We start from the raw sequence: 13,193 nt of genomic DNA on the forward strand, positions 1-13,193 counted from the left end.
TCTCCTCCTGCTATCAGCAAACGTACTGGATGCCAAGCTTGTCTGCCACGGCCTTGTCCGTGGAGACGAGCGCGTCGCTGCGGCCAATCGGCAGCGAGCTGTTGCCGATCGGTGCCATGAGCTTCTTGAGCTCAGAATCGAAGGCCAGCACGTAGTCGACGATCTTCTGGGCGCCGCGGTCTATATCGAGGCGCTTGACGAGGCGCGGGTCCTGCGAGCAGATGCCCATCGGGCACTTGCCCGTGTTGCAGGCATTGCAGCGGCCCTGCTCATTGCCGATGCAGCCCAGGAGCTGGATGAGGATCTTGCCGACGAAGACGCCGTTGGCGCCGAGGCACATCATCTTGAAGGCATCGGCTGCAGCGTTGCCCGTCATGCCGATGCCGCCGCCGCCGTAGAGCGGGATCTGGCCCTGCAAGCCCTGCTTGACGGCTGCGAGATAGCAGTCGCGGATCTTCGAGACGACAGGATGGCCCGTGTGGTCGAGCGAGACCTCATTGGCTGCGCCCGTGCCGCCCTGGATGCCATCGATGAAGAAGCCGCCGCAGATCTTGTACGGGTCGCGCAGCAGGTTGTTGTAGACGGATACCGACGTTGCCGAAGCCGCGCACTTGATGGCGACCGGCACGCGGAAGCCGAAGGCCGCATTCATCGAGAGGTGCATCTTCTGGACGGATTCCTCGATGGAGTAAAGGCCCTGATGGTTCGGCGGCGAAGCGAGCGTCGCCTTCGGGACACCGCGGATGGCCTGGACGTGCTCGGCGACTTTTGCCTCCGGCAGCAGACCGCCGTCGCCCGGCTTTGCGCCCTGACCGATCTTGATGAGGATGCCGGCCGGGTCCGTCTTCATGTGCGGCATGGCCTTGATGATGCGGTTCCAGCCGAAGTGACCGGAAGCGATCTGGATGATGAAGTACTTGAGGTAGTCCGATTCGAGGAGCTTCACGGGCATGCCGCCCTCACCGGAGCTCATGCGGACCGGCAGGCCGCACTTCTCGTTGAGGTAACCGACAGCGAGTGCGACGGCTTCCCAGGCGCGCGTCGACAGCGCGCCGATGGACATGTCGGAGAAGATCAGCGGGTAGATCCAGTGCACAGGCGGCGTGTGCTTCGTCTCGACAAGCTTGCCGTCCTTGATGGCAAACGGCAGTTCCTTGGCCGAGAGCACGCGGCCGAACGGCGAGCGGATGTCGAACGTGTGGCGCGCTGCATCGAGCGACGGGTCCGTCATCTGCGAGATGCGGCCGACGACGATCGAGTCGAGCGTGCGCTGCGCATTGAGGTTCGTGCGGCCGCCGCGCTTGATGGGGCCGTGATCCTTCGAGAGCAGGGTCTTTCTCGTGTCCGGGTTGCGCACCGGGCGGATGGCATCATTCGGGCAGACCTTCTCGCAGATGCCGCAACCGCGGCAGAAATCCGTGAGGCTCGCGACCTGCTTGATGACGGGGCGCACCTGATGGATCTTCTTCGGCTCCGGCACCGGCTTTTCCGACACCGTCAGGGACTGGCCGCGCACTGCCACCTTGATGGACTTGAAGGAGCAGGATGCCACGCAGCTGCCGCACATCGTGCAGCGTTCGGGGTGATATTCGATTATCCAGGGCAGATCATTGACGCCCACGTCTTGAGTCTTTACTGCTTCCATCTCTGTACCTCCAGGTCGTTGTCGATCACAACGATTTCGCGTTCATTCGGGTAGATATCCTTCGTCTGGTCACGGTCCGGCATGATCTCATTGAGACCACAAACCTCGGACGAGATGGCCACCATGTCATCCGTGCGTCCGACGACGACCGGGCGCAGCTTCTTGGAATCACAGCAGGTGATCATCTTCTTGTCCGGCAGGACGCCGATGATCGTGTTCGGGCCGTTGATCTCGAGGTTGGCGAGGCTCTGGCGGATGGCGATCAGGACATCCTTGTCCGGGCGCTCTGCGATCTCCTCGAACGGCAGCGGCGTGATGACGTGCTTGTAATACGTCAGCGGCCACTTGAGCTCATGATGGACGTAGTGAAGCGTGTTGAGGAAGCACTGGGAATCGGACTCAAAGCCGATGTAGCCGCGGTGCAGCGATTTCTGGAACTCCTTGTTCTTCGTGTAGAAGGTGTTCTCGCCGTTCGCGCAGAGCGTGTAGCCCTGCAGGAAGAACGGGTGCGCCGCATAGCGGACGATGTCGTAGTTCGTGTTCTGGCGGCACTGGGCGACGATGGACTTCGCGACGAGGCAACCGTTGTCATCCCAGAGGTGGAAGTACGTCGCGATGTCGCGCGGATCGCCGATCTCCTTGAGCGTCAGCACATCCGGCCAGAACGAGTAGACGTAACCGGCATCCTCCTTCTCAAGGATCTTGCGCAGAGCCAGGCGCGTGTCGAGCAGCAGGTCTTCCTTCTGCTCTTTCGTCATGTGCTCTGCATCTTCCGGATAATCGTAGTTGCGGAAGATGTAGTACGGCATAGCCTGGATGTCGAGGCCCGGCTGTTTGTCCGGAACCGGGATCCACTCGGCCAGCTGCACGAAGTTGTGGGTATCCATGTACTCCTCGACGAGCTGGGCACCGCGCTGCGTGCAGGCGAGCGATAACAGCGGCTTGTCTTTATAATTGGAAAAGATCCCGTACAGATCCTGCATGACCATCGCGAAGCCTGAGTTGTCATGGCCTTCCTGCTGCGGAAGCATGAGATGCAGTGCCTTGGAGGGCTGAATGGGTACTTTACTCTTTATGGAACCTATCCGACACATAGCGGTCTCTCCTTCTATCCTGATACAATCAATACACAAATGTATTCGCACAATGCATATGGTGTTACGTAACTTCTATTATAAAAATGTATACTTGACATGTCAACCATAACTTAACATGTATACATGAATACCCCTATCTATTGTAGCATTTACCTCGATTATCATCGAAAATTACTCCTAAAAATAAAAAATCCGCACAGAACGCGAAAGAATGCGTTCTGTGCGGATTCATCCCATATTTCCTGTCAGTAAGAACGGAATATGCGCCTCTGTAGCGCTCCTATCATCCCGTCATGACCGCCATGCTATTGTCAGAGGTAGCTGACCGGGTTGACCGTCTGGCCATTGACGCGGACCTCGTAGTGGACGTGCGGGCCCGTCGAGAAGCCCGTGCTGCCCATGTAGGCGATGATCTGGCCGCGGCGCACGTGCTGGCCGGCGCTGACGACGACCTGCATCGCGTGGCCGTAGCGCGTCATGATGCCGTTGCCGTGGTCGATGTCGACCATGTTGCCGTAGCCGCCCGCATTCCAGCCGGCCGTCGTGACCGTGCCGTCAGCCGTCGCGACGATCGGCGTGCCCATGTCGTTGGCGATGTCGATGCCCGGGTGGAAGTCCGAGCCATTCCAGCGCAGGCCATACGGCGAGCTGACCTCACCGCGTGCCGGCCAGCCCGTCGGCGTCGTGACCGAGACAGTGCTGCCGACGAGCGAGCCCGGCAGCGAAACCATCCCCGGCGTGCCCAGTGACTCCTGCTGTGCCTTGAGCTGCTCCTGCAGCTCGAGGAGCGAGGCGCGGCGCTTCTCGATGTCCTTCTCGACATTGTCGAGCGCTTCGCTGACATTGTCGAGACTCGGCTGCTGCACGTACGGGCCGCCCTGGCCGTCGTGCTTGCCGCTCGTGCCGTCATTCGTCAGGCCGCTGCCGTCGCCCGAGCCGTCATCCTGTGCTGGGCCTGCACCCGACATGCGGCGCAGGTCGGACTCGAGCTGCGTGAGCTGGTCGATCTCGTCCTGCAGGGCATTGGCCTTCTTGGAGAGCTGCAGGAGCTGTTCCTGCTGGATGTTGTTGACCTCGCGCAGTTCGCGGATCTCCGAAGCGCCATTCTGGTTGGCAAACGTGCTGTAGACCGAGTAGCTGAAGGCACCGACGAAGAGCAGCGCGCCGGCCGCCACCGAAGCGATGCCGAACTTGAGCACGCGCGCCGGCAGGCGGATGCTCTTCGTGTCACCGTTGTCATCGGGGATCAGCTTGATCGTGTAGATCGTCTGCTTCTTCTTGGTCTTGGGCTTCTCCTCTTTCGCTGCCGGAGCATCGCCCTTTGAGTCAGGCGCATCCGACGGGTCAGCCACAGGAGCCATCACCATCGTCTTGTCGGTCACTCCTGCCTTCGGGGCCGGAGTGCCGTTCTGTTCTTGTTCTTCTTTCTTCGCCAAAGATGAAACCTCCAAACAAAAAAATAATCCACGGAAATAATACGCTCCCTGGATTAAAACTGCCTTGCCTTACTGATGATTCACTGGAAAATAATGATGCGGTAAATCTTACGCCTATTATAGCATAGGATTTACCGCAATTCAAAGCTTATTTCATGGTTCAGGCGGTTGTGCCCTTGCGCATCGCCTCGTCGAGAGCCTGCTGCTCTTCCGGCATCAGCTGGTACGTCGACTGGCCCTTCTCGACCGGCTTGACGTAGCTGCGCGAATCCTCACGGCCGAAGATGCTCGTGAGGATGACGCCGTCGTTGTAGGAATCGAGGAGTGCAACGGCATAGCTCAGGTCACTGCCCATATCATCGAAGGCGCGGAAGCGCACGACGCCGACGCGCGTGATGGCGAGCTGCAAGAGATTGTCGAGTCGCTCGTTCTCGCGCTTGATGGCGGCGTTCTCATCCGACACCTCCTGGATCTCGTTGAGATGGCCGATGAGCATGCGCTCAAGGTTCGCGCCATCCGCCCCCGTCATCATCTTGCGGTAGCGCTTCTTCATGTAGCTGACCTTCATGTAGAGGTTGATGAGCAGCGCCAGCAGAATGACGGCGATGACGCCGAGCCCGGCGAGAATCGGGATGATGTTATTTAGGGCAAATTTCGTGATTTCCTGAATGTCCATTGTCTATTGAATACTCCTTTATAAGATACGTGGAGACGCGACGATGTTTCACGTGAAACAGTCACGTCAAGGTCAAACAGAGAAGTGATCGGGCGGATTGGCATGGCGATCGGCGCGGCCCGAGGAGAGAAGTTCGAGCAGGCGCTCGAGGTCATCCTCGGAGTAGAACTCGATCTCGATGCGGCTCTTCTTCTTGCCGGGACGGATGCGGACTTTCGTGCCGAGGTACTCGTTGAGGCGGCCGGCGGCATCCTGATAGAAGGCATCCTGCGGTGCTTCCTGTACCTCTTCCGGCTCAGCCTCTGCCCCGCTCTCGCGTGCGTCGAGATAGGCTGGGTCATCGAGCAGGCGGCGTACGAGCTCTTCAGCCTGGCGCGAGGACAGGTGCTCTTCGAGGATATGCTCCGCAGCCCTTACTTGCAGGGCCTTGTCCTTGAGCGCGAGGAGCGGTCTTGCCTGGCCCATGAGCAGGTCACCGGCGACGAGCTTGTCCTGGATCTCTTCGACGAGTTCCAGGAGGCGCAGGGAATTGGCGATGTGCGGGCGGCTGCGGCCGACCTTCTTGGCGAGCATCTCCTGCGTGAGCTGGAAGTTCTTCATGAGGAAGGCGTATGCCTCTGCCTCTTCGATGATGTTGAGGTTCTCGCGTTGGATGTTCTCGATCAGGGCGATCTCGCTGATCTCTGCGTCGTTATATTCTCTCACAAGTGCCGGTACTTTTTCAAGCCCCGCTTTGCGGGCAGCCCGCAGGCGGCGCTCACCGGCGATGAGCTCGTAGCCCTTCCCAGGCAGGCGCCGGACGATCAGAGGTTGCAGGATGCCGTACTGGCGGATGGACTCGCTGAGATCCTCGAGCGCCTCTTCATCGAAGCTCTGGCGCGGCTGATAGCGGTTGGCCTGGATCTCGCTGGCCGCAATCTCCTGGACCTGGTCCTTGGCCGGCGTGATCTCGCGGTTCTTCAAGAGCGCGCCGAGGCCCTTGCCGAGACCGCCGTGTCCCTTACTTGCCATGTGCCATCACCTCTTCTGCCAGCTTCATGTAGGTATCCGTGCCCTTGGAGCGCTTGTCGTAGTAGAGGATGGGCTCGCCGTACGACGGCGCCTCGCTGAGGCGCACCGTGCGCGGGATCATCGTCTCGTAGACGAGCTCGCCGAAGTTCTCGCGGACCTCGGCGACGACCTGCTCCGCGAGGCGCGTGCGCCCATCGTACATCGTCATGAGCACACCCTCGACCTCGAGATGTGGATTGAGATTCGTTCGCACGAGCTCAATCGTGTTCATGAGCTGCGAGACGCCCTCGAGCGCGTAGAACTCGCACTGGATCGGCATGAGCACGGAATCCGCCGCGGCCAGCGAGTTGAGCGTCAAGAGGCCGAGCGACGGCGGGCAGTCGATGAGGATGTAGTCGTACTCCTGCTCGACCGGCTCGAGCGCGCGCTTGAGGCGCGTCTCGCGCGAGATGGCCGCGACGAGCTCGACCTCAGCACCGGCCAATTCGATATTGGCCGGCAGCACATCGACGCCGAACTCCGTCTTGACGATAGCCTCCTGCACGGGCGTGCTGTTGATGATGACCTGATAGATGGTCGTCGCAAGCGCCGATTTGTCGATGCCATAACCGCTCGATGCGTTGCCCTGTGGGTCACAGTCGACGAGCAGGACCTTCTGCTCCTTTGCCGCCAGACACGCTGCGAGATTCACCGATGTCGTCGTCTTGCCGACGCCGCCCTTCTGATTGGCCACTGCAATGATCTTTGCCTTTGCCACGGATTTCACCACTTTCTTTGATTTCCCATACCATTCTGTCCCGCAATAAGAAACAAGTACACAACTTTCCTTGTAAAAACGCCGCAGAATCAGTATAATTGTTACATTGTAACATCTGTGCGACAGGAGCCTCTGCAATCCGTCACGGCTCCTCCGCGCTGTATACCCTATATCATAATATAGAAATCGCGAAAATGCTATTGTTTCACGTGAAACATTTAAAAAATTTACGAGGAGGAATCCCTATGCCCGTCTACAACGCCCCCCTGCTCCGGATTGACCCCAAGGAGACACGACGCTACGCAGGGCTCATGCGCGCCAAGGACTTCGACGAGCGGCTCATTGAGGACGCCTGCCAGGATGCGCGCCTGCTCGCCGAGCCGCGCGGCATCTGGCAGCTCTACGACTACGACTGTGAGGGCCAGATCGTGAAGGCCGACCCGCCCTTCCATATCGAAGGTACGAAGATTGGCAAGCACCTCGCCGGCTGCGACAAGGTCATCCTGCTCGCCGTCACCGTCGGCGATGCCATCGAGGATATGGTCACGAAGCGCTTTGCCGACGGCGAATATGCAAGCAGCGTCCTGCTCGATGCGGCCGCGACCACGGCTGTCGAGCAGCTGGCCGACGGCATGGAAAAGGCCATCAAGCCGAAAATGGCCGCGCAGGGCTACGGCATGCGCTGGCGCTTCAGCCCTGGCTACGGCGACTGGCCACTCGAGCAGCAGCCCGAGCTCATTCGCGTGACGAAATGCGAGAGCATCGGCATCACGCTGTCTGAATCGAAGATGCTCGTGCCGCGCAAGAGCGTCACGGCCATCATCGGCCTATATAAGGAAGTCAAGGGCTCAGGAGAAGCGGCGCACTCCCCTAACGGCTGCGCCGCCTGCGACAAGCTCGACTGCCCCTCCCGCAAGGCGGTCCAGTAAAATGAGCCGTGTTAAAAATTATTGACATAGAATTCATATTGCATTACTATGTCAATAGAATCTGCAATCCATCATCACGATCATCAAAAACAACTCTGGAGGAACTGGCTATGATCCATATCTTTGACGGTGCCATGGGCACAATGCTGCAGGCCGGCGGCCTGGAACCGGGCGGCTGCCCCGAACTCATGAACATTGACCATCCAGAAGTCGTCCGGCACATCCACGAAGCATACATCGAGGCCGGCGCGACCATCATCGAGACAAATACCTTCGGCGCGAGCCGCCTCAAGCTCGACCACTACGGCCTCGAAGAGCGCGTGGCAGAGCTCAATATGGCGGCCGTCCGGATTGCAAAGGAAGCAGCCGGCACGCGCGCCAAGGTCGCCGGCTCCATGGGCCCGACGGGACGCTTCATCAGCCCGCTCGGCGACCTCGGCTTTGAGGACGCCTATGCCTGCTTCCTCGAACAGGCCTCCGCTCTCGCTAAGGCCGGCGTCGACTACTTCATCATCGAGACTTGCATCGACATCCAGGAGATGCGCGCCGCGCTGCTCGCCGCCAAGGATATCGCACCCGGGATCCCTGTCATCTGCCAGCTGACCTACAGCGACGACGGCCGCACAGTCACTGGCACCGATCCGCAGTCGGCCGCCATCATCCTCTCCCACATGGGCGCCGACATCATCGGCGTCAACTGCTCGCTCGGACCGGAGCAGCTCGTGCCCATCGTCAAGACGCTCGCCGAAAACTGCGACTGCCCCATCAGCGTCCAGCCGAATGCCGGCATGCCGCAGCTCGTCGACGGCGTGACACACTTCCCGATGGGCCCAGAGGACTTCGGCAGCTGGGGCCCGAAGCTCCTCGCCGCCGGCGCCACCTACCTCGGCGGCTGCTGCGGCACGACGCCAGCGCACATCCGCGCGCTGCGCGAAGCGCTCGAAGGAAAGGCTGAGCCTGTGCGCGAGCCACTGCCGAAGCGCCTCTGGCTCGCCAGCCGCAGCAAGTCCGTCTGCATCGACAAGGATCTGCCGACCGTCCTCATAGGCGAGCGCATCAACCCGACGGGCCGCAAGAAGCTCGCCGCCGAGATACGCGAAGGCTCCCTGCTCTCCGTCAAGAAAGAGGCCGTCAATCAGGTCAAGGCCGGCGCTGAGCTGCTCGACGTCAACATGGGCGTGGCCGGCATCGACGCCGTTAAGGCCATGAGCCAGGCCGTGACCGAGATTGCCCAGCTCACCGACGCCCCGCTCGCCATCGACACGAGCGATCCTGCCGCACTCGAAGCCGGCCTGCGCGCCTATCCGGGCCGCGCCCTCATCAACTCCGTCTCCGCAGAAAACGACCGCATCCGCGACTTCCTGCCGCTCGCCAAGAAGTACGGTGCCGCCATCCTCTGCCTGCCGATCACCGAAGACGGCGTACCCAAGACGGCCGCCGAGCGCCTGAAAGCGATTACCTATATCATCGATAACGCCAAGAAAGCCGGCCTCGATGACGGCGACTTCCTGCTTGACGCCCTCGTCATGACCGTCTCCGCCGACAAGAACGCCTGCCGCGAGGTACTCAAGACCTTGCAGCTCTACCGCCAGCACCTCGGCTATCCCTCGACGATGGGCCTCTCGAACATCTCGTTCGGCCTGCCAAACCGCCCGCTGATCAACAGCACCTTCTTCACCATGTGCCTCGCGGCCGGCCTCGACGCCCCGATCATGAACCCGTACGACGAGTCGATGCAGAAAGCCCTCAAGGCCAGCGCCGCGCTTCTAGGCGACGACCCCTGCGGCCTCGCCTTCAGCCAGGACGAGTCAAACCTCGCCGTGCCGAAGAAGGCGGCCGTCATGAAGACGACCGACCTGCCGATCCTCGATGCCATCAAGCAGGCCGTCATCGAGGGCGAGAAGGACATCATCGTCGGCCTCGTCGTCCAGGCCTTGCAGGAAGGCAAGACGGGCAACGAGATCACCGAGAAGGGCCTGACAGCCGCCATGACCGAGATCGGCGAGGACTTCGGCTCCGGCCGCATGTTCCTGCCTCAGGTACTCCTCTCAGCCGAGACAATGCGCGCAGCCTTCGACAAGCTCAAGGAACTCATCCCCGCGAGCGCAGAGGCCGATAAGGGCACCTTCGTCATCGCGACCGTCAAGGGCGACGTCCACGACCTCGGCAAGAACATCACCGGCGCTCTGCTCGCCAACTCCGGCTTCAAGGTCATCGATCTCGGCAAGGATGTCGAGGCCGACACCATTGTCGAGACAGCCATCCAGCAGGATGCCGATGTCGTCGGCCTCGCCGCCCTGATGACGACGACCATGCCGCAGATCGACAAGGTCATCGACAAGCTCCAAGCGGCCGGCGCCCGCGCCAAAGTCATGATCGGCGGCGCCGCCGTCACCCAGGACTACGCCGACAGCTGCGGTGCCGACGCCTATGCAGCCGATGGCGTCAAGGCGGTGAAATTAGCCAAGCAGATCGTTGGTGTAGAGTAAAGATTACGGGTTCCTCGCAATATATACCGGCGGAGGGGGACTGTATTTCGGCTTCGTCGCTCCGCTAAATGAGCCCTATGGTACGATATCCTTTCAATGTTACCTCGCCGCCTGCCGCGGCGTCTCACATTGCAGCTCTATGCTCAAAATTATCAGGGCTCAGCCCTGCGGGCTATCGCTGCGCTCCTGCAGGCGAAATGTCTTTCCCCTCCTGAAGTTACTTCCTGCACCTTCGCTGCGCTCCTGAAGATAAAAACCTGCCCCCGCCTACTAGGCAAGCCAAGCTCGCATGCTAAGGTCCCCATTGTTCACGGTAGTCCCCTTGAGTGAGCAAGGTTGCCAGACAACACCTTCGGGCAAGCAGGGCTGCGCAAAAGCGCAGCGTTGGCAGGTTGCGTCAAGAATCGATTTTTTCCCCACCAGAATCCTGACGAAAGAGCGTCGTCCAAGCGAAGCGCGTTTAGCTCTTTCATCAGGCTGCCTTAAAAGGGAAAAAATCGATTCAGCAGCGTGCCACAGCGAAGCGTTGTGCAGCCCTGCTCACCCGTCGCCATATTCTCTGCATCAAAAAAGCCCGTTTCCCCATCGTCGATGAGGAAACGGGCTTTTGCCGTTTTGGAAAAATGCGGATCAGAACAATACCTTTGCGAGATGCAGGTAGTCCGGATCGAGGATCTTCTTGTTGTTGACTGCATCGTGCAGGTCGATCGAGACAACACGGCCCTTGCTGTAGCCGAAGACGATGTCCGACAGGCCCGAGATCAGTGCGAGAGCAGCCTGCTCGCCGAGCTGGCTGGCGCGGACGCGGTCGATGACCGACGGCGAACCACCGCGCTGGATGTGCCCAAGAACCGAGACGCGCGTGTCGAGCTGCGTCTTCTCCGCGATGTACTGGCCAATCTCCTGGCCGCTGCCAGCACCCTCTGCCACGACGACGAGGATGTAGCGCTTGCCCTTCTTGTAGGCTTCCGTCATGTTGTCGCAGATCTCATCGAGGTTGTACTCCTCTTCCGGCACGAGGATGTACTCCGCGCCGCCCGAGATGCCCGAGACGAGAGCGAGCCAGCCGCAGTTGCGGCCCATGACCTCGAGGACGATGACGCGGCGATGGGCCGAAGCCGTATCGCGCAGCTTGTTGATTGCATCGATGATCGTATTCGCAGCCGTATCGCAGCCAATCGTGTAGTCAGAGCCCCAGACATCGTTATCGATCGTGCCCGGCAGGCCGACGATAGGGATACCCGTCTCCTTCGAGAGCAGCGAAGCGCCGCGCAGGGAGCCGTCACCGCCGATGACGCAGAGACCCTCGATGCCGCGGTCCGTCAGGTGCTTGTAGCCCATCATGCGGCCTTCCGGCGTCTTCCAGCGTTTGCAGCGTGCCGTGCCGAGGAACGTACCACCGCGCTGGATGATATCACTGACGTCCCTGGACTTCATCTCAAACATATCCTCTTCCAGCAGACCGTGATAGCCGCCGCGGATGCCCCATACCTTGACACCCTCGTACAGAGCCGTGCGGACGACAGCGCGAGCTGCTGCGTTCATGCCTGGGCTGTCGCCGCCGCTCGTCAAGACTGCAATACTTTTCAACATAATGGAAGTCCCCCTTGAATTGAGAATTGCTAGCATAATTGACTGAATCAAAATCATAGAATGACATTTATCATCCTTAATCATACCATAAAAAGTCCGAAGAAAACAGGGATGACGGTTATTTTTTCGGACCAGGACAGACCTTGACAAAATGCCCTCATAATGGTAGATTTTAACTAGATGCTGTGCAACTGACGGAAGTGGATGACCACAGGGAGCACAGGGAAGAAGAGCCGACCGTCTGGGCACAGCCTGGATTTGTGTCGGCTTTTTTGTATGTGAAAAGGAAGGAATCGCAAAATGAAAGAACTGGAACTCAAATACGGATGCAACCCGAACCAGAAGCCAGCCCGCGTCTTCATGGAGAATGAGGCTGAGCTGCCGTTCACCGTCCTCAACGGCCGCCCGGGCTACATCAACCTGCTCGACGCGATGAACAGCTGGCAGCTCGTCCGCGAGCTGCGCGAAGCCACCGGCCTTCCGGCTGCCGCTTCTTTCAAGCACGTCAGCCCGGCCGGTGCTGCCGTCGCCGTTCCCCTCTCCCCCGTCCTCGAGAAAGTCTACTTCGTCGAAGGCGTAGAGCTCTCCCCGATTGCCACGGCTTACATCCGCGCGCGCGGCGCCGACCGCATGAGCTCCTACGGCGATTTCGTCGCCCTTTCGGATGAGTGCGATGCCCAGACGGCTTCCTTCCTCAAGCGCGAGGTCTCCGACGGCATCATCGCACCCGCGTATTCGCCGGAAGCACTCGAGATCCTCAAATCGAAGCGCAAGGGCACGTACCTGATCCTGCAGATGGATCCTTCCTATCAGCCGGAAGAGCTCGAGCGCAAGCAGGTCTTCGGCATCACCTTCGAGCAGAAGCGCAACAACGTCGCCATCACGGAAGACTGCCTCAAGGACATCGTGACGAAGAACCACGACCTGCCAGAGAGTGCAAAGCGCGACCTACTGATTGCCCTGATCACGCTGAAGTACACGCAGTCCAACTCCGTCTGCTACACGAAGGACGGCCAGGCCATCGGCATCGGCGCCGGCCAGCAGAGCCGCGTCCACTGCACGCGCCTCGCCGGCACGAAGGCCGACAACTGGTTCCTGCGCCAGAGCCCGCAGGTCCTCAACCTGCCGTTCAAGCCGGAAGTCCGCCGCCCAGACCGCGACAACGCCATCGATGTCTACATCGGCGAAGAGTGGGAAGACCTCCTGGAGACGGACGACTGGAAGCGCGTCTTCACCGAGAAACCGCCCGTCTTCACGCGTGAAGAGAAGAAGGCCTGGCTCCAGAAAGAGACTGGCGTCTCCCTCGGCTCCGACGCCTTCTTCCCGTTCGGCGACAACATCGAGCGCGCCCACAAGAGCGGCGTGACCTACGTCGCCCAGACCGGCGGCTCCATCCGCGACGACAACGTCATCGAGACGGCCGACAAATACAACATGACCATGGCCATGACGCACATCCGCCTGTTCCATCACTGATATTTCACGGATATTTCACGAGAAGAACACGAGCCCCGGTCCAGCAGGCCGGGGCTCTTTTATGCGCCGGGATTTTTGTCGCCA

Annotated in this window: 10 protein-coding genes and 1 riboswitch; of the genes, 3 read left to right on the top strand and 7 right to left on the bottom strand. The window is 60.1% G+C overall.

Annotation, left to right across the window (positions count from 1 at the left end):
* Positions 1 to 13 precede the first annotated feature (13 nt).
* From QDI87_RS07170 to QDI87_RS07195, 6 genes are all read right to left on the bottom strand, one after another.
* Positions 14 to 1,645, bottom strand: a complete 1,632-nt coding sequence (locus QDI87_RS07170) for a glutamate synthase-related protein (protein WP_278742717.1) — start codon at positions 1,643 to 1,645, stop codon at positions 14 to 16.
* Positions 1,633 to 2,739, bottom strand: a complete 1,107-nt coding sequence (locus QDI87_RS07175; protein ID WP_278742719.1) for a glutamate synthase — start codon at positions 2,737 to 2,739, stop codon at positions 1,633 to 1,635. The genes QDI87_RS07170 and QDI87_RS07175 overlap by 13 nt, the downstream gene beginning before the upstream one ends.
* Before the next feature lie 314 nt (positions 2,740 to 3,053).
* Complete coding sequence (locus QDI87_RS07180) at positions 3,054 to 4,178, bottom strand: M23 family metallopeptidase (RefSeq protein WP_278742722.1); 1,125 nt, start codon at positions 4,176 to 4,178, stop codon at positions 3,054 to 3,056.
* 160 nt (positions 4,179 to 4,338) lie between these two features.
* On the bottom strand, positions 4,339 to 4,854 hold the full coding sequence (locus QDI87_RS07185; protein ID WP_055160445.1) for a DUF4446 family protein: 516 nt from the start codon (positions 4,852 to 4,854) through the stop codon (positions 4,339 to 4,341).
* 72 nt (positions 4,855 to 4,926) lie between these two features.
* Positions 4,927 to 5,865 (bottom strand): ParB/RepB/Spo0J family partition protein, encoded by a 939-nt coding sequence (locus tag QDI87_RS07190; RefSeq protein WP_278742724.1) that lies wholly within the window; start codon positions 5,863 to 5,865, stop codon positions 4,927 to 4,929.
* Positions 5,855 to 6,622 (bottom strand): ParA family protein, encoded by a 768-nt coding sequence (locus QDI87_RS07195; RefSeq protein WP_172674663.1) that lies wholly within the window; start codon positions 6,620 to 6,622, stop codon positions 5,855 to 5,857. The genes QDI87_RS07190 and QDI87_RS07195 overlap by 11 nt, the downstream gene beginning before the upstream one ends.
* A 245-nt stretch (positions 6,623 to 6,867) precedes the next feature.
* Here QDI87_RS07195 and QDI87_RS07200 point away from each other — a divergent pair, with 245 nt between their 5' ends.
* Together QDI87_RS07200 and QDI87_RS07205 are read left to right on the top strand one after the other, a co-directional pair.
* Positions 6,868 to 7,551, top strand: coding sequence for a vitamin B12 dependent-methionine synthase activation domain-containing protein (locus QDI87_RS07200; protein WP_036378497.1), 684 nt, complete (start codon positions 6,868 to 6,870; stop codon positions 7,549 to 7,551).
* A 110-nt stretch (positions 7,552 to 7,661) separates the two neighbouring features.
* Entirely contained in the window at positions 7,662 to 10,040 is a 2,379-nt protein-coding gene (locus tag QDI87_RS07205) for a homocysteine S-methyltransferase family protein (protein ID WP_278742727.1), read from the top strand.
* A 630-nt stretch (positions 10,041 to 10,670) separates the two neighbouring features.
* Here QDI87_RS07205 and pfkA read toward each other — a convergent pair.
* Positions 10,671 to 11,633, bottom strand: coding sequence for a 6-phosphofructokinase (gene pfkA, locus QDI87_RS07210; protein ID WP_036378495.1), 963 nt, complete (start codon positions 11,631 to 11,633; stop codon positions 10,671 to 10,673).
* Positions 11,634 to 11,810: 177 nt separating this feature from the next.
* Positions 11,811 to 11,887, top strand: a riboswitch (ZMP/ZTP riboswitch).
* A 46-nt stretch (positions 11,888 to 11,933) separates the two neighbouring features.
* Here pfkA and QDI87_RS07215 point away from each other — a divergent pair.
* Positions 11,934 to 13,109, top strand: a complete 1,176-nt coding sequence (locus QDI87_RS07215) for a phosphoribosylaminoimidazolecarboxamide formyltransferase (protein WP_055160458.1) — start codon at positions 11,934 to 11,936, stop codon at positions 13,107 to 13,109.
* Positions 13,110 to 13,193 lie beyond the last annotated feature (84 nt).

The sequence above is a fragment of the Mitsuokella jalaludinii genome (genome assembly GCF_928722185.1).
Classification (GTDB): domain Bacteria; phylum Bacillota; class Negativicutes; order Selenomonadales; family Selenomonadaceae; genus Mitsuokella; species Mitsuokella jalaludinii.